The 16,549-nt window shown below is 59.2% G+C and carries 16 protein-coding genes and 1 pseudogene; 11 read left to right on the top strand and 6 right to left on the bottom strand.

Features of this window, described 5'->3' with window-relative positions; translation table 11 throughout:
• The first annotated feature begins 10 nt into the window (after positions 1-10).
• The 3 genes from tauB to tauD are packed head-to-tail and all read left to right on the top strand — an operon-like array spanning position 11 to position 2,537.
• Positions 11-805 carry a taurine ABC transporter ATP-binding subunit gene (tauB, locus tag AB4N76_RS15190; RefSeq protein WP_460163206.1) on the top strand — a complete coding sequence of 265 codons (795 nt, stop codon included), beginning with the start codon at positions 11-13 and terminating at the stop codon, positions 803-805.
• Positions 802-1,635 (top strand): taurine ABC transporter permease TauC, encoded by an 834-nt coding sequence (tauC, locus tag AB4N76_RS15185; RefSeq protein ID WP_046031314.1) that lies wholly within the window; start codon positions 802-804, stop codon positions 1,633-1,635. The genes tauB and tauC overlap by 4 nt, the downstream gene beginning before the upstream one ends.
• 59 nt (positions 1,636-1,694) lie before the next feature.
• The gene (gene tauD / locus AB4N76_RS15180; RefSeq protein WP_046031315.1) at positions 1,695-2,537 is read left to right on the top strand and encodes a taurine dioxygenase; all 843 of its coding nucleotides are present in this window, start codon (positions 1,695-1,697) and stop codon (positions 2,535-2,537) included.
• A 160-nt stretch (positions 2,538-2,697) separates the two neighbouring features.
• Here tauD and mgrA read toward each other — a convergent pair whose 3' ends face one another.
• From mgrA to AB4N76_RS15160, 4 genes are all read right to left on the bottom strand, one after another.
• Positions 2,698-3,735: an L-glyceraldehyde 3-phosphate reductase gene (gene mgrA, locus AB4N76_RS15175; protein ID WP_046031316.1), complete on the bottom strand. Its 1,038-nt coding sequence runs from the start codon at positions 3,733-3,735 to the stop codon at positions 2,698-2,700.
• A gap of 135 nt (positions 3,736-3,870) precedes the next feature.
• Complete coding sequence (locus AB4N76_RS15170) at positions 3,871-4,335, bottom strand: type II toxin-antitoxin system HicB family antitoxin (RefSeq protein ID WP_175649047.1); 465 nt, start codon at positions 4,333-4,335, stop codon at positions 3,871-3,873.
• The gene (locus tag AB4N76_RS15165) at positions 4,332-4,514 is read right to left on the bottom strand and encodes a type II toxin-antitoxin system HicA family toxin (RefSeq protein ID WP_046031318.1); all 183 of its coding nucleotides are present in this window, start codon (positions 4,512-4,514) and stop codon (positions 4,332-4,334) included. Before AB4N76_RS15165 ends, AB4N76_RS15170 begins: the two co-directional genes overlap by 4 nt.
• A gap of 128 nt (positions 4,515-4,642) precedes the next feature.
• On the bottom strand, positions 4,643-5,533 hold the full coding sequence (locus AB4N76_RS15160) for a LysR family transcriptional regulator (protein WP_046031319.1): 891 nt from the start codon (positions 5,531-5,533) through the stop codon (positions 4,643-4,645).
• Between the two features lie 122 nt (positions 5,534-5,655).
• On the opposite strand from AB4N76_RS15160, the gene AB4N76_RS15155 reads away from it, so the two are divergent.
• Complete coding sequence (locus AB4N76_RS15155; RefSeq protein ID WP_223523131.1) at positions 5,656-6,390, top strand: SDR family oxidoreductase; 735 nt, start codon at positions 5,656-5,658, stop codon at positions 6,388-6,390.
• 73 nt (positions 6,391-6,463) lie between these two features.
• Positions 6,464-6,724, top strand: a complete 261-nt coding sequence (locus tag AB4N76_RS15150; RefSeq protein ID WP_046031321.1) for a hypothetical protein — start codon at positions 6,464-6,466, stop codon at positions 6,722-6,724.
• A gap of 27 nt (positions 6,725-6,751) precedes the next feature.
• On the opposite strand, the gene betT is transcribed toward AB4N76_RS15150, so the two are convergent.
• Together betT and epsC are read right to left on the bottom strand one after the other, a co-directional pair.
• Positions 6,752-8,713, bottom strand: coding sequence for a choline transporter BetT (gene betT / locus AB4N76_RS15145; protein WP_109785291.1), 1,962 nt, complete (start codon positions 8,711-8,713; stop codon positions 6,752-6,754).
• A gap of 372 nt (positions 8,714-9,085) precedes the next feature.
• Complete coding sequence (gene epsC / locus AB4N76_RS15140) at positions 9,086-10,012, bottom strand: serine O-acetyltransferase EpsC (RefSeq protein ID WP_046031323.1); 927 nt, start codon at positions 10,010-10,012, stop codon at positions 9,086-9,088.
• Between the two features lie 192 nt (positions 10,013-10,204).
• Here epsC and AB4N76_RS15135 point away from each other — a divergent pair, with 192 nt between their 5' ends.
• From AB4N76_RS15135 to AB4N76_RS15110, 6 genes and pseudogenes are all read left to right on the top strand, one after another.
• Positions 10,205-11,197 (top strand): D-cysteine desulfhydrase, encoded by a 993-nt coding sequence (locus tag AB4N76_RS15135; protein ID WP_046031324.1) that lies wholly within the window; start codon positions 10,205-10,207, stop codon positions 11,195-11,197.
• A gap of 315 nt (positions 11,198-11,512) precedes the next feature.
• On the top strand, positions 11,513-12,313 hold the full coding sequence (gene tcyJ, locus AB4N76_RS15130) for a cystine ABC transporter substrate-binding protein (protein WP_046031325.1): 801 nt from the start codon (positions 11,513-11,515) through the stop codon (positions 12,311-12,313).
• Positions 12,313-12,978, top strand: a complete 666-nt coding sequence (gene tcyL, locus AB4N76_RS15125) for a cystine ABC transporter permease (RefSeq protein ID WP_046031326.1) — start codon at positions 12,313-12,315, stop codon at positions 12,976-12,978. The genes tcyJ and tcyL overlap by 1 nt, the downstream gene beginning before the upstream one ends.
• 4 nt (positions 12,979-12,982) lie before the next feature.
• Positions 12,983-13,738 (top strand): L-cystine ABC transporter ATP-binding protein TcyN, encoded by a 756-nt coding sequence (gene tcyN, locus AB4N76_RS15120; RefSeq protein WP_077432246.1) that lies wholly within the window; start codon positions 12,983-12,985, stop codon positions 13,736-13,738.
• A 479-nt stretch (positions 13,739-14,217) separates the two neighbouring features.
• Positions 14,218-14,982 (top strand): hypothetical protein, encoded by a 765-nt coding sequence (locus tag AB4N76_RS15115; RefSeq protein ID WP_077432245.1) that lies wholly within the window; start codon positions 14,218-14,220, stop codon positions 14,980-14,982.
• 299 nt (positions 14,983-15,281) lie between these two features.
• Positions 15,282-16,522: pseudogene (locus AB4N76_RS15110) on the top strand (SfnB family sulfur acquisition oxidoreductase).
• Positions 16,523-16,549 lie beyond the last annotated feature (27 nt).

The raw sequence follows: 16,549 nt of genomic DNA, 5'->3' as shown, positions 1-16,549 counted from the left end.
GCTGACCGCAATGGCCTTGCTACAGCTGGAGCGCATCAGCGCACAGTACCCCGGTAGTCCGGAACCGGTACTGGCGGATATTTCCCTGAGCCTGGGGCCCCAGCAGTTGCTGGTTGCCCTCGGCCCGTCCGGCAGTGGCAAGACTTCGCTGTTGAACCTGATCGCCGGTTTTGTCGAGCCCAGTGCCGGGCGCATTACCCTCGACGGCGTGCCGGTCAGGGGCCCGAGTGCCGAACGCGGCGTGGTGTTTCAGGACGACGCGTTACTGCCTTGGCAGGACGTATTGGCCAACGTCGGTTTCGGTCTGGAGCTGGCGGGCGTTCCTCGGGACAAACGTGAAACCCGCGCGAAGGAAATGCTCGCGCTGGTCGACCTTACCGGTTTCGAAAACCGTCGCATCTGGCAGCTCTCGGGCGGCCAGAAGCAGCGTGTCGGCCTTGCCCGCGCATTAGCCGCCGACCCTCGCGTCTTGCTCATGGACGAGCCCTTCGGCGCTCTCGACGCATTCACCCGCGAACAGATGCAGGAGCTGTTGCTGCAAGTCTGGCGACGTACCGCCAAGCCGGTGTTCCTGATTACCCACGACATTGAAGAAGCGGTCTTCCTCGCGACAGACCTGATTCTGCTGGCCCCCAATCCTGGGCAAATCGTCGAGCGCCTGAGCCTGGATTTCGGCCAACGTTATGCGGCCGGCGAGTCGGCGCGGGCGATCAAATCCGACCCGCGCTTTATCGAAACCCGCGAACACGTGCTCGCCAAAGTATTCTCCCAACGCAGCGCCGCCCAGCGGCAGGAGCGCGCATGAGCAGCTATGAAATTCCGGCCGTGACGGTGAAACCGAGTTCGCCGGTGATTCCGGTTCGTCGCAGTTTGAGCACCCGCTGGATCAGCGTGCTGACACTGGTGGCGCTCGTGATCCTCTGGTGGGCCGTCACGGCCACGGGGATGATCGAACCGTTGTTCCTGCCGCCACCATCCGCGGTACTGCAAAAAGGCTGGCTGCTGGCGACTTCCGGCTACATGGATTCGACGTTATGGCAGCATTTGGGCGCGAGCCTGAGCCGTATCGGCCTGGGCCTCGGCTTTGCCGTGCTGACCGCTGTGCCAGTGGGGATCGCCATCGGCCACAACCGCATCGCTCGCGGCATTCTCGATCCGCTGATCGAGTTCTACCGCCCGATTCCACCGTTGGCGTATCTGCCGCTGATCGTGATCTGGTGCGGCATCGGTGAGTTGTCGAAAGTCTTGCTGATCTACCTGGCGATTTTCGCCCCGATTGCCATCGCTACCGCGACCGGTGTGCGCACTGTCGACCCAGCCAAGTTGCGTGCAGCGCAGTCGCTGGGTGCAACCCGCGCGCAGTTGATTCGTCATGTGATTCTGCCGAGTGCCTTGCCGGATATTCTGACCGGCGTGCGCATTGGCCTGGGCGTGGGTTGGTCGACCCTGGTCGCCGCCGAATTGATCGCCGCCACCAGCGGTTTGGGCTTCATGGTGCAGTCGGCCGCGCAGTTCCTGGTCACCGATGTGGTGGTGCTGGGGATTCTGGTGATTGCCCTGATCGCCTTCGCCATGGAAATGGGCCTGCGCGCCCTGCAACGCAAACTGGTGCCGTGGCATGGCCAGGCTCACTAGAGCATTGAGATCGCACTGACTACGCCGACATTCGGCGCCCCGTATTGAAGAGAGCCACCATGAGCTACCTGACCATCGTCCCCCTCAGTTCTGCCCTCGGTGCGCAAATCAGCGGCGTCGATATCAGCCAGCCACTGAACCTGGAACAGCGCGACGCCATCGAGCAAGCGCTGCTCAAGCATCAAGTACTGTTCTTCCGCGACCAGCCGATCACGCCGCAGCAGCAGGCACGATTCGCCGCCCATTTCGGCGACCTGCACATTCACCCGATCTACCCCAACGTACCGGAACAACCGGAAGTGTTGATCCTCGACACTGCCGTCACCGACGTGCGCGACAACGCGATCTGGCACACCGATGTGACCTTCCTGCCGACCCCGGCCATGGGCGCAGTACTCAGCGCCAAGTTGCTGCCGGAGTTTGGCGGTGACACGTTGTGGGCCAGTGGGATTGCGGCGTATGAAGCATTGTCCGCGCCGATGAAGTCCTTGCTCGAAGGGCTGACCGCCACCCACGATTTCACCCGTTCGTTCCCGCTTGAGCGTTATGGCAATACGCCCGAAGCGCTGGCCCAGTGGGAAGAGGCACGACGCAAGAATCCGCCCTTGTCGCACCCGGTCATTCGTACACACCCGGTGAGCGGGCGGCGCTCGCTGTTCGTCAATGAAGGATTCACGTCGAAGATCAACGAACTGTCGGACACCGAGAGCGAAGCGGTTCTGAAGTTCTTGTTCGCCCATGCCACACGGCCGGAATTTACCATTCGCTGGCGCTGGCAGAAGGATGATGTGGCGTTCTGGGATAACCGCGTGACCCAGCATTACGCGGTGGATGACTACCGCCCGGCGCGGCGGGTGATGCAGCGGGCGACGGTGTTGGGGGATGTGCCGTTTTTCCGGTGATCAGGCAGTTTTGTACTGACTTTGATGGCCCCATCGCGGGCAAGCCCGCTCCCACAGTGTCCATGTCGTACACAAAATCTGTGAACACCGTCAAACCTGTGGGAGCGGGCTTGCCCGCGATGGGGTTCGAACAGGCACCGGATCAGCCGGCGCCAATTTGTTACTCAGCCGTAGAAGGCTTTTCCCAAAGATTGATCCCTCCCTCTTGGGCGAACCGATCAATCTCCGCCAGTTCTTCCGCGCTGAAGCTCAAATTCTTCAACGCCTCGACGTTCTCGATAATCTGCTCCGGCCGGCTAGCACCGATCAACGCCGAGGTCACCCGAGGGTCGCGCAATGTCCAGGCCAACGCCAATTGCGCCAGACTTTGCCCACGACGCCTGGCGATTTCATTGAGCCCACGCACATGGGCGATGTTGGCTTCGGACAGGTGCGACGACTGCAACGAACCACCCCCCGGACGATTGACCCGCGCATCCTTCGGAATGCCGTTGAGGTATTTGTCGGTCAACAGGCCCTGCGCCAATGGGGTGAAAGCAATCACGCCGGTGCCGAGTTCGTCGGTGACTTCAAGCAGGTCCTTTTCCACCCAACGGTTGAGCAGGTTGTACGCCGGCTGATGAATCAGCAGCGGCACTTTCCACTCTTTCAACAGCGCCGCCATCTCACGGGTTTTCACCCCGGAATAGGACGAGATGCCGATGTACAACGCCTTGCCTTGTTGTACAGCGGTCGCCAGTGCACTGGCGGTTTCTTCCAGTGGTGTGTCCGGGTCAAAGCGGTGCGAGTAGAAAATGTCCACATAGTCCAGGCCCAGCCGTTGCAGGCTCTGATCCAGGCTGGCCAGCACGTATTTGCGCGAACCGCCGCCCTGACCGTAAGGACCGGGCCACATGTCCCAGCCAGCCTTGCTGGAGATGATCAGCTCATCGCGATACTGCTTGAAGTCTTCACGCAGCAATCGGCCGAAGTTGATCTCGGCGCTGCCGTACGGCGGGCCGTAGTTATTGGCCAGGTCAAAGTGATTGATGCCCAGATCGAACGCCGTGCGCAACAACGAACGCTGGGTGTCGATCGGCGTGCTGTCGCCGAAGTTGTGCCACAGGCCCAGCGACAACGCCGGCAATACCAGACCGCTGCGCCCCACGCGGCGGTAAGGGATGGAGTCGTAGCGGTTTTCGGCAGCGGTGTAGGTCATCGAATCCTCTCTTGTCGGTCTTGAATGTGGTATCGACTGCTTCGCAAGCGGCCAAGCATACGCCCGGACAAGCGCCGATAAACCTCGGACTCGAGAAAATGCTGAAACGTTTCACATATTTCGATTCATAAACGTTTACGCCGACAATTCTCTCAGCGCAGCAGCCGCCAAAAATCCCGATCTTGAGCTATATCGCCGGTCGCGGCTGACTGTCTGGTCGATACGCTCAAGCAACTGTTCAGGCAACGTGGCATTGAAGCGCACTGATTTGCCGAAATAAGGCGTGATATCAAACTCGACCACTCCCCACACACCGCCCGCGTAATCCGGGTTATCGAGGTGAGCATCGATTTCACGCACCTGCGGCAGCGGATCACCATCGGCCACCAGACCTTCATAGTGCAAAGACAACGCTTCTTTTACGTTTTCAAATGCCTGCGCCACAGTACCGCCTGCGGAGAAGCAGCCCGGTACGTCCGGGATAATCACTCCGTATTCTGAGTCGGCATCCTTATGCAGAACGACCGGGAATTTCATTTCGGTAAATCCTTCCTGTGATGTGGCCTCATCGAGGCTCGCGTTTCCGACGTCGGGCCTCATTTCAGACCCGCCTGTTTCAATATGCTGTTGATCGTCCCTTTTGGAAGATCCGAATCAGGGTGCTTGATCGTTACCCTGCCTGACTTATACAAATGCTTGTACTGATGGTGGCTGCCTTTTACGGCCACCAGATACCAACCATCCTCCTCGATCATCCTGATCATTTCCCGACTTCGCATCACCTTCGTCCTTGTGGGCAGCATCTGCCGAGCACATTACGCGATGACCGCAAGACTTATACACACGATACACACTCTGATAAATATTAGCGGAATGCAAGCCGGTCAGAGTGGCCGTAGACCACCGGCTACCCCGCCCCCGCAAACACCTCCCCCAACCAATCCACAAACACCCGAACCCGTGGCGACATGTGTCGGTTGTGCGGATACAACACCGAGACCGGCATCGGCGGTGGCGGTATATCGGTGAGGACTTCCTGCACCAGTCCTTGGGCAATCTGCGTTTCCATTCGGTAGTGCGGACACTGGATCAACCCCAGTCCGGCAATCGCCGAGGCGGCGTAGATTTCCGCGCCGAACACTGAAAGCGCGCCGTCAATGGCGACTTCCTTGATCTCGCCGTCCACTCTGAATTCGAACGGAAACAGCTTGCCCGTGGTGCGCGAAACGTAGTTCACCGCACGGTGATGCTTGAGGTCTTCGAGGGTTTTCGGTTCGCCGTATTTGCGTAAGTACGCGGGGCTGGCGCAGGTGATCTGGCGCAGGTTGGCGATGCGTTTACCGACCAGCGCCGAATCCGTCAGCGTACCCGCGCGCAGCACGCAGTCGACGCCTTCGGCGATCAAGTCGACAAAGCGGTCGGATTCGCTGATGGACAGGTCGATGTCCGGGTAGCGCTCCATGAATTGCGGCAAGGCGGGGATCACAAAATTTTTAGCCAGCGTGCCGTGCAGGTCGACCCGTAATCGGCCTTTCGGCGCGCAACCGCGAAACGCCAGCTCGGCCTCTTCCAGCTCCGCCAACAGTTGCACGCAGCGCAAGTAGTACGCCTCGCCGTCCAGGGTCGCACGCACCTTGCGCGTACTGCGCTCCAGCAACCGTGTGCCGAGCCAGGCTTCGAACTGGTTCAGGGTGTGAGTCAACGTTGCGCGGGGCAGGTTCAAGTCTTCGGCCGCCAGGGTGAAGCTGCTGCGCTCGTAGATCCGCACGAACACCTTCATCGCTTTGACTTGATCCACGTGAGCCTCCGATTGTTGGCGATTATTGAACAGTCAAGGCAACTCTCGTGCATTTATCGGCCTGAGTAAACATGTGAAATTGGCCTCACACCCAGCAACCCACCTCATCAGGATTCAACGCCATGACTCACCAAAAAGTTGCCATCGTCACCGGCGCCTCGCGCGGCATCGGCGCAGTGATCGCCAAACAACTGGCCAGCGACGGTTTTGCCGTCGCCATCAATTACGCCAGCAGCGCCACTGAAGCCTCAAGGCTGGTTGTGGAATTGCGTCAGGCCGGTCATCAAGCCATAGCGATCAAGGCTGATGTAGCCAGCGCCGACGACGTGCGCCGGATGTTCGACGAGACTGAAGCGCAATTGGGCAAGGTCGATGTGCTGATCAACAACGCTGGCATCCTCAAGGTCATGCCCTTGGCGCAGCACACGGATGAACTGTTCGAGCAGACCTTCAACATCCACGCGCGCGGCACGTTCAACACCTTGCGCGAAGCAGCGACGCGCCTGAACGGTGGCGGACGGATCATCAACTTTTCCAGCAGCACCGTCGGCCTTAACTTGCCGGGTTACGCGGTGTACATCGCCAGCAAAGCGGCGGTGGAGTCGCTGACCCAAGTGTTTGCCAAGGAAATGCGCGGGCGCAACATCACCGTCAATGCCGTGGCACCGGGACCGGTGGCCACCGAGTTGTTTTTGCAGGGCAAGAGTGAGGAACAGATTCAGAGCTTCGCCAAGATGCCGCCGCTGGAGCGCTTGGGTCAGCCGGAGGACATTGCCCGGGTGGTGTCGTTTCTGGCGGGGCCGGATTCGGGCTGGGTCAACGGGCAGATTTTGCGGGCCAATGGTGGGTTGGTTTAACTAAGCTCACACTGACACTGCTGCTCGCGATAGCGGTTTATCAGGCGACACACAACGACCAGGTGAGCTCACCATGCACACAGCAATCATCATCACCTTCGGCCTGGCCCTCCTCGCCCTGATGCTGTTCATCGGCGAAAAAATCGGCTTCAGCCGCCAGACACTGATCTACAGCTTTGTGATCCTGTGGCTGGCGCTGACGGTGATCAACGGTGCCGTTGGTGTGGTCACGGCCGGCCAGCCCTTGAGTTCAGAGCTGGTGATCGGCACGGTGGTGTTCAGTGTGCCGGTGGCGGCGTTGGTGCTGTTCATGGTGATGAGCGCCGAGGCCTGATAAAGCCCCGGCGCCTGTCCGTCTGGATCAACGCACCAAGTGCAGGAATTGCAGGTGCCGTTCGTACTGATCGAGGATGTCGTTGATGATCTGGTCCTTGGTGTAACCCACCAGATCGTAGTCCTGGCTGCCCTCGCTCAAATGCACTTCGGCCCGGTAATAACGCCGGTTGTTGATTTGCTTGGACCCCATGCCGCCTCGGGCAAAGGATGGCGTGAAATAACCGCGCATCTGCACCTGATAGATAAACGGATGCTGTTCACCGTGACCGATTTCCAGGCTGACGCTGTCGTTGACCGGGTCCGGTTGCGTAATCACGTTCAAACCCTTTTCGACAAACACCGCCGACACTTCCTCGATCGCCGGCCGCACCGTCGTATCCAGAAAACGATACACCTCATCGCGCGACGGGAAGTGCACCGCCTGGCTCAAACGCTGTCGCCAGCCACCCTTGCCACGCCTTGACCCGGAAACCGGTGCCAGCGAATGCAGTTGCGCGATCTGCTTCTGGGATTCCAGGTAGAACGCCTTGTGCAGCCCCCACATCATCAATAGCAAGATCAACGAAAACGGCAGCGAGGTCAGCACCACTGCTGACTTCAACGCATCGATGCTGCCGGAGAACAACAGCGCGCTGGTCACCAATGCCGTCATCGCGCCCCAGAACACCCGCAGCCATTTCGGCCCGTCTTCATCCGGGTTGCCGCCCTTGGCGGACAACGTCGACAACACCACCGTGCCGGAGTCAGCCGAGGTGACGAAGAATACGAAGCTGATGAACACCGTGACGGCAATCACGGTTTTGCTCCACGGGTAGGTTTCCAGTAGCAAATAAAGCGTCATTGACGGGTTGTCGATGGCCGACATGCCGAGCGCGCTCATGCCATGGTTGAGCACTTGATCGATGGCGCTGTTGCCGAAGATCGACATCCACGCCAGGGTGAAACCAAGCGGAATCAGCAGCACGCCGAAGACAAATTCACGGATGGTGCGGCCACGGGATATCCGCGCGATGAACAGGCCCACGAACGGCGACCATGCGATCCACCAGGCCCAATAGAACACCGTCCAGCCGCCGAGCCAGTCGCTCGGTTTGTCGTAGGCGTACAGGTCGAAACTCTTCATCGGCAAGGCGCCGAGGTAGTCGCCCAGGTTCTGGATCAGCGTGTTGAGCAAGTGCTGCGTGGGGCCGGCGAACAACACGAACAGCAACAGCGCGCAGGCCAGCAGCATGTTGATGTCGGACATCACCCGCACGCCTTTATCGACGCCGGAGACCGCAACGATGATCGCGGCGCCCATCATCAGCGTGATCAGGCCGACCTGAATCCACTGGGTGTGGGCAATGCCAAACAGGTAGTCCAGCCCTGAGTTGAGGTGCAGTACGCCGAAGCCCATGTCGGCGCCAAGACCGAACACCGTGGCGATGATGCCGAAGCCGTCTACCGCGTAACCGATGGGACCGTTGATGCGCTTGCCGATCAGCGGATACAACGCCGAACGCAAGGCCAGCGGCAGGTTATGCCGATAGGCGAAGTAGGCCAGCGCCATGCCGACGAAAGCAAACACACCCCAGCCGTGCAGGCCCCAGTGCAGAAACAGAATTTGCATCGCCTGACGCGCCGCGTCCGCCGTACCGGCCTCGCCTTGTGGCGGCTGGAGCATGTGGGTCAGCGGTTCGGACACGCAAAAGAAAAACAGCGTGATGCTGATCCCGGCGGCGAACAGCATGCCGGCCCAGGACAGGTAACTGAATTCGGGTTCGTCGTGGTCGGCACCGAGCTTTATCTTGCCGTAGCCGGACAAGGCTGTGACCACCACGAAGACCAGATACAGGGTCATCGCGAGCATGTAATACCAGCCGACCGTGTTGGCCGCCCAGTTTTGCGCCGCCAGCAACCAGGCACCGGCCTGTTCGGGCATGGCGATGACGACGATGCCGAACAACAGAATGAAGCTCGCCGAGAAGTAAAAAACCGGCGGATTCATGCGGATCAAACCGCTGGGAGGGAGGGACGATGCACTCATGAAACGTGCACCGCGAAGGGATTGAACATGGCTGTAGAAATCGGACTCAGCAAAGGCAAGCCTCCTGTTGTGAGCGGGCAGCGAGCTACCGGTTTAACTTGAATGAACGTTCAAGTTAAACATGGATAGGCTGCTAAGGACTAATCGCAAGGCTCGGCGGTACTGTTCGTACGCTAGCTCAAGGAGGGGTAAGAGGAGGGGTTTGAGGATGATCGTTCCCACGCTCTGCGTGGGAATGCATCCCGTGACGCTCCGCGTCACTTATACGAACTGGAACGCGGAGCGTCCCTTGAGGCATTCCCACGCAGAGCGTGGGAACGATCCGTTGTAGGTTTATTTCTGCGTCCCGTCATCGTGTTGAAGATTGGCCTGTGTCAGGTTGCAGCCCGCCGGCACGCTGCGGGTCAGCCAGACGTTGCCACCGATGGTCGAGCCCTTGCCAATCGTGATCCGCCCCAGAATTGTCGCCCCGGCATAGATGACCACGTCATCTTCAACAATCGGGTGCCGCGGATGGCCCTTCTGCAATTGACCGTCCTCATCGGACGGGAAGCGCTTGGCGCCCAGGGTGACTGCCTGATAAATCCGCACGCGCTCACCAATAATCGCGGTTTCGCCGATCACCACGCCGGTCCCGTGATCGATAAAGAAGCTGCGACCGATCTGCGCCCCAGGGTGAATGTCGATACCGGTGGCCGAGTGGGCGATTTCCGAGCTGATCCGCGCCAGCAACGGCAAACCGGCGCGATACAAATGGTGGGCCAGGCGATGGTGAATCACCGCCAGAATGCCCGGATAGCACAGCAACACTTCATCGACACTGCGCGCCGCCGGGTCGCCGTGATAGGCCGCCAGCACATCGGTATCCAGCAAACTGCGCAGCCCCGGCAAGGCGAGCGCGAAGTCCTGAATGATCTGAATGGTCTTGGCTTCGATGTCAGAGTCGGCCTGCTGACTATGGCGGGCGGCATAGCGCAATTCGAGTCGAGCCTGAGCCAGCAGCGCGTTCAACGCCACATCTAGGGTGTGGCCAACGTAGAAGTCTTCACTCTCTTCGCGCAAATCCACCGGCCCCAACCGCATCGGGAACAACGCCCCGCACAGCGCCTCAAGAATGTCCGCCATGGCCGCCCGCGAAGGCAATTCGCGACCGCCCTGCTCTGTGCTGGCGCGGCCATTTTGTGCGCGCCACTGATCACGCGCCGCGCGCAGTTGGCTGACGATGGTCTGCAGTTGCCAATGACTGGAACGCTCGCTCACGGTAAAAAACTCCTCACAGGCGGCCGGACAGTCTGGCCGCATTAACGGCGATTACTTTACGGCAAGGTCTTGAGGTCGAATTAAGAACCAATTGTGCAGAGCTCAGAATCTTTGGCTATAAGCGATTGGCGGTTGCCCAGGCAAATGGGCGTGCCTATAGTCCTGACAATCTTTCTGCGCCAGTACGGACCCATGATCAAACAACAGCTCGCTCGCTTTAACCGTCTCGATTTACTCGGCCACCCCACTGCCCTGGAAAAACTTGAACGCTTGTCGACCTGGCTGGGCCGCGATGTGTACGTCAAACGCGATGACCTGACGCCACTGGCCATGGGCGGCAACAAGCTGCGCAAGCTCGAATACCTCGCCGCCGATGCCCTGGCACAAGGCGCCGACACGCTCATCACCGCGGGGGCGCTGCAATCCAACCATGTGCGCCAGACCGCCGCCATTGCCGCCAAACTGGGCCTGGGTTGCGTTGCGCTGCTGGAAAACCCGCTGGGCACCGACGACGCCAACTACATCGGTAACGGCAATCGTCTGTTGCTGGACCTGTTCGATGCCAAGGTCGAGTTGGTCGAAAACCTCGACAACGCCGATGAGCAATTGGAGGCATTGGCCACACGACTGCGCAATAACGGCAAAAATCCTTATCTGGTGCCGATAGGCGGCTCGAATGCGCTGGGCGCATTGGGTTACGTGCGCGCCGGCCTGGAACTGGCCGAGCAGATCAAGGACACCGGGCTACAATTTGCTGCCGTGGTCCTGGCCTCCGGCAGCGCCGGCACCCACAGCGGTTTGGCGTTGGCGCTGAGTGAAGCACTGCCGGATTTGCCAGTGATTGGTGTCACGGTTTCCCGTAGCGATGAAGACCAGCGCCCGAAGGTGCAGGGCCTGGCCGAGCGTACCGCCGAGTTGTTGGGCGTGAAGTTGCCGGCGAGCTTCAAGGTCGAGTTGTGGGACGAGTATTTCGCACCGCGCTATGGCGAGCCGAATGCCGGGACACTGGCAGCGGTGAAGCTACTGGCCAGTCAGGAAGGTTTGCTGCTCGACCCGGTGTATACCGGTAAGGCCATGGCCGGGTTGCTGGACGGCATCGGTCGCCAGCGATTCGATGAAGGACCGATTATCTTTTTGCACACCGGTGGGGCTCCGGCGTTGTTTGCCTACAAGGATTTTCTCTAACCGAGACGCTGACTGATCGCTCCCTCGCCCTGCGTGGAGTTGCAGCCCGTGACGCTCTGCGTCACTGGACGCGGAGCGTCCCTTGAGGCGTTCCCACGCGGAGCGTGGGAACGATCCAATCTTATATGCAATTTAAGAATATAAAATACAGCATTGATTATTTTCAATTCTATAGGCGTCATCATATAGTCACGCCGCAGGCGAATTTGTAGCAAGACGCATATGCTGCTTTAGGGCAGGATATTGCAGTCGTTCAATTCCCGAATTTGCCAACTTTCCTAATGCGTCTTCCATAAGAAAACACAGGGGCTTGTCATGAATTTTTCCGCACTACGTCGTAACCTGCTGGTAGGTTCACTGGGTCTGGCGCTGAGCGCTGGTCTGCTGGGGCAAGCAGTTGCCGGTGAGCAACTGCAAAAAATCAAAGACGCTGGCGTTATCAACGTCGGCCTGGAAGGCACTTACCCACCGTTCAGCTTCGTCGACGCCGACGGCAAACTGTCCGGCTTCGAAGTCGAATTCTCCGAAGCCCTGGCCAAAGAGCTGGGCGTGAAGGTCAAGCTGCAACCCACCAAATGGGACGGCATCCTCGCGGCGCTGGAATCCAAGCGTCTGGACGCCGTCATCAACCAGGTGACCATCTCTGAAGAGCGCAAGAAGAAGTACGACTTCTCCGAGCCGTACACCGTTTCCGGGATTCAGGCGCTGGTGCTGACGAAGAAGGCCGCCGATCTGAACATCAAGTCCGCCGCCGACCTGGCCGGCAAGAAAGTCGGCGTAGGCCTGGGCACCAACTACGAAGAGTGGGTGAAAACCAATGTGCCAAAGGCTGACATCCGCACCTACGAAGATGACCCAACCAAGTTCCAGGACCTGCGTGTCGGGCGCATCGACGTCATTCTGATCGACCGTCTGGCCGCTCTGGAATACGCCAAGAAAGCCAAGGACACCTCCGCCGCCGGCGACGCGTTCTCTCGCCAGGAAGCCGGCATCGCCCTGCGCAAAGGCGAACCTGAGTTGCTGGCCGCTGTGAACAAGGCCATCGACAAACTGCGCGCCGACGGCACCCTGAAAAAGCTCTCGGAAAAATACTTCAACGCTGACGTCACTCAATAATGGAAGAAGCTTTCCAACTCGCACTGGATTCCGTGCCCTTTCTACTCAAGGGCGCGTACTACACAGTGATCCTCAGCCTGGGCGGAATGTTTTTCGGCCTGCTGATGGGTTTCGGCCTGGCACTGATGCGCCTGTCGCGTTTCAAGCTGGTGAGCTGGATTGCCCGCATCTACGTGTCGTTCTTTCGCGGCACGCCGTTGCTGGTGCAACTGTTCGTGATCTATTACGGCTTGCCGCAATTGGGCATCGAACTTGATCCGCTGCCAGCGGCCCTGATCGGCTTCTCGCTGAACATGGCCGCCTATGCCTGCGAAATCCTGCGTGCCGCGATCAGCTCCATCGAGCGCGGCCAATGGGAAGCCGCCGCGAGTATCGGCATGACCCGTGCGCAAACCCTGCGCCGGGCCATCCTGCCGCAGGCGATGCGCACGGCCTTGCCGCCGTTGGGCAACAGCTTCATTTCGCTGGTCAAGGACACGGCGCTGGCCGCTACCATCCAGGTGCCGGAACTGTTCCGTCAGGCGCAGCTGATTACCGCCCGCACCTTTGAAATTTTCACCATGTATCTTGCCGCCGCGCTGATCTACTGGGTTCTGGCCACGGTGCTGTCGCACCTCCAAAACCAGTTGGAAGCACGGGTCAATCGGCACGACCAGGAGTCCTGACCCAATGATTGTCGTGGAAAAACTGACAAAGCAGTTCAAGGGTCAAGTGGTGCTCAATGGCATCGATCTGGAAGTGAAGGAAGGCGAGGTCGTGGCGATCATCGGGCCCAGTGGCTCGGGTAAAACCACGTTCCTGCGTTGCCTGAATTTTCTGGAAGAGCCGAGCAGCGGCCGGATCAAGGTCGGTGACATCGAGATCGATGGCAGCCGGCCACTGAACCAGCAGCAAGGCCTGGTGCGACGCTTGCGTCAACACGTGGGTTTCGTGTTCCAGAACTTCAACCTGTTCCCGCATCGCACTGCGCTGGAAAACGTCATCGAAGGCCCGATCATCGTCAAGAAGATCCCGCAGGCCGAAGCCATTGCCCTGGGCAAAAAGCTCTTGGCCAAGGTGGGGCTGGCGGGCAAGGAAGATGCTTACCCGCGACGCCTTTCCGGGGGTCAGCAACAGCGTGTGGCGATTGCCCGTGCGCTGGCGATGGAACCGGAAGTGATCCTGTTCGATGAGCCGACCTCGGCGCTCGATCCGGAACTGGTCGGTGAAGTGTTGGCGACCATCCGCGGCCTGGCCGAGGAGAAGCGCACCATGGTCATCGTCACTCACGAAATGGGCTTTGCCCGGGACGTGGCCAATCGCGTGGTGTTTTTCGACAAGGGCGTGATCGTCGAGCAAGGCGAATCAAAAGCGTTGTTTGCCAACCCGAAAGAAGAACGGACAAAACAGTTCCTCAGCAAGTTTCTGAACAACGCCCACTCCTGAGTCGCGCTTAACTACTTGTTAACTTCCATGGATGGAAGTAACAACTACCCCAGCGACACCCCCTTCTAAGCTACTTTTCCAGCTCACACTTTAGATAATTCATCCAACACTTTGTGCGGTACATATATATGTCCTGCAACAGATCTTTCCCGCCTGGAATTCGTTTATATCGACGCTGCGACTTTTGACCGTTGCCCGCCCTCACGCGCCTTCAAACCGTGGTCATATTCGACGAAGCGCTGACGCTTATTAACTTCACCACGTAGGATTATTCTGAATAACAAGTTATCCAGCACTTAACTAGCCAGCTCTATTGACACCTATTCAAGCGCACTCTTATCTAGTCACCAACAGGCGCCAACTTTCGCACTCAATCATTATTTAACGGCCCAATAATGAGCCGTTATGTTGCTGGGTAATGCACGCCTTTTGATCTTTCAGAAACGGAACTTCGCTGCAAGGCTTCAAGGAGAAACCCCATGACAAGCACTTCGAACACACCCGAACTTGCGGCCCCGACCCTGGCGCAATCGCACAAGGCCGGCGTCAACATGATCTCGGCGGCTCACCTCATGATCGACATCGCACCCTACTCCCGCATGGACGCAGGCGACCTTATCGAACTGTTCTGGAACAACTGCTACGTCGCCTCCAGGGTGCTGACTGCCGACGACAGCGGCAACGTGATCAGCCTGCGAGTGCCGCAAAGTTTCATCGCCAACGGCTGCGCACGCATCCACTACAAGGTCATGCAGGTCGGGCAAGACCCGGCGTTGTCACCGGCCACCCGCGTCCAGATCAAACTGGATGGCCCTGGCGGCCCGCACTCCGCCCAGGGCGGCGACGAAAACCAAAACCTTGCACCCGTCGGCATCCCCGAGACCATCCGCCGCCAAGGAGTCAATCCGAATCAGATCAAACGCGGCGTCCCGTTGACCATCGAGCCTTACCTGAACATGGCCATCGACGACGAAATCACCCTGCGCTGGGGCGATGTGCGCATGGACCTGCCCCGGCTCAAGGCGGACGAAGTAGGCCAGCCGATTCAGGTGTGGGTGCCACCGGCGATCATTCTCGAAGCGGGTGAAGACCTGCGGCTGGAAGTGACGTATTGCATCCTCGACCACGTGGGCAATAACTCACGCTGGGCGCCACCGCGCTGGCTGAAGATCGGCTGCGCGAATCCGTATCTGAAGGTGCCGCCCAAGGACATGTTGATGGCCGCTGAACCCCGAAAACGCTGATCTCTCTGTGGCACTGGGCGATCTCGATCCTGTAGCAGCTGGCGAAGCCAGCTGCTACAGGGGTATGCTGCACACTCATCAAATGGGTGTATGCCACCCCTTCTATGTATATTCCTAAAAGTTAGTTTATTAATTTTTTATACACGCTTAGGGTATATGAACCGGACCACCGGACATTCTTGTTTTTATTCGTCGCCACCACGCGGCGATCCCATGAGATGTGAGGTAGGTATGGTCCGGAACACAATCACCCCAGTGCAGATCGCCAGGGCATTGCGTGCAGCCAAGGAGCGGCACTGATGTCCAGTCTGGCAGAAGCCCACGTTCAGAGTGATCTGGACATCGCCCCGTTGTTGTTGCCCGCACAGGTCCTGCGCAACGATGCTCAAGCCATCGAAGCCGCCCATGAGCTGGCGCAAGTCGCCCGTCTGCACGCGGCCAAACGTGACCGGCAGCGCAAGTTGCCCTGGTCGGAAATCGAACAGTTCACCCGCAGCGGATTGGGCAGCATTGCCATCCCGCGTGAGTACGGTGGCCCACAGGTTTCGTTCGTCACCCTGGCCGAAGTCTTCGCGATCATTTCCGCAGCAGACCCGGCACTGGGGCAGATCCCGCAAAACCAGTTCGGCATTCTCAACCTGGTGCTCGGCAGCGCCACTGAAGCGCAGAAAAAGCAGCTGTTCAAAAGCGTGCTCGACGGCTGGCGCATCGGCAATGCAGGGCCTGAACGCGGCACTAAAAACACCCTGGAGCTCAAGGCGCGCATTACCGCCGACGGCGACGGCTTTGTCCTCAATGGCCAGAAGTTTTACTCCACGGGCGCGCTGTTCGCCCACTGGGTCGCAGTCAAGGCGCTGAACGATGACGGCAAGCAAGTGCTGGCCTTTGTCCGTCGTGGCACCCCGGGGCTGCGCATCGTTGATGACTGGTCGGGCTTCGGTCAGCGCACCACTGCCAGCGGCACTATTTTGCTCAACAACGTGCGGGTCGATGCCGAGCTGGTGGTGGATAACTGGAAGATCAACGATAAGCCGAACATTCAGGGCGCCGTGTCGCAACTGATTCAAGCCGCCATCGACGCCGGGATTGCCCGGGGCGCCATCGATGATGCCATCGATTTCGTGAAAACCCGCGCCCGTCCGTGGATCGACGCCAAGGTCGAACGGGCCAGCGATGACCTGTATGTGATCGCGGACATCGGCAAGTTGAAAATCGAGCTGCACGCCGCCGAAGCGTTACTGCGCAAGGCCGGGCAAGTGCTTGACCAGGTCAACGCCGCCCCCTCACCCCCGAGTCTGCCGCCCGCGCTTCGATTGCCGTGGCCGAAGCCAAAGTGCTGACCACCGAGATCTCGCTGCTGGCCAGCGAAAAGCTTTTCGAACTGGCCGGCAGCCGCGCCACCCTCGCCGAATTCAACCTCGACCGCCACTGGCGCAACGCCCGCGTGCACACGCTGCACGACCCGGTGCGCTGGAAATATCACGCCGTCGGCACCTATCACCTCAACGGCACCTTGCCGGCGCGGCATTCCTGGATCTGACGACCAGCACCCTTTTTTGACCAGATC

The sequence above is a fragment of the Pseudomonas sp. S2_F03 genome (assembly GCF_054668335.1).
This window is presented reverse-complemented; position numbering and strand designations above follow the sequence as displayed.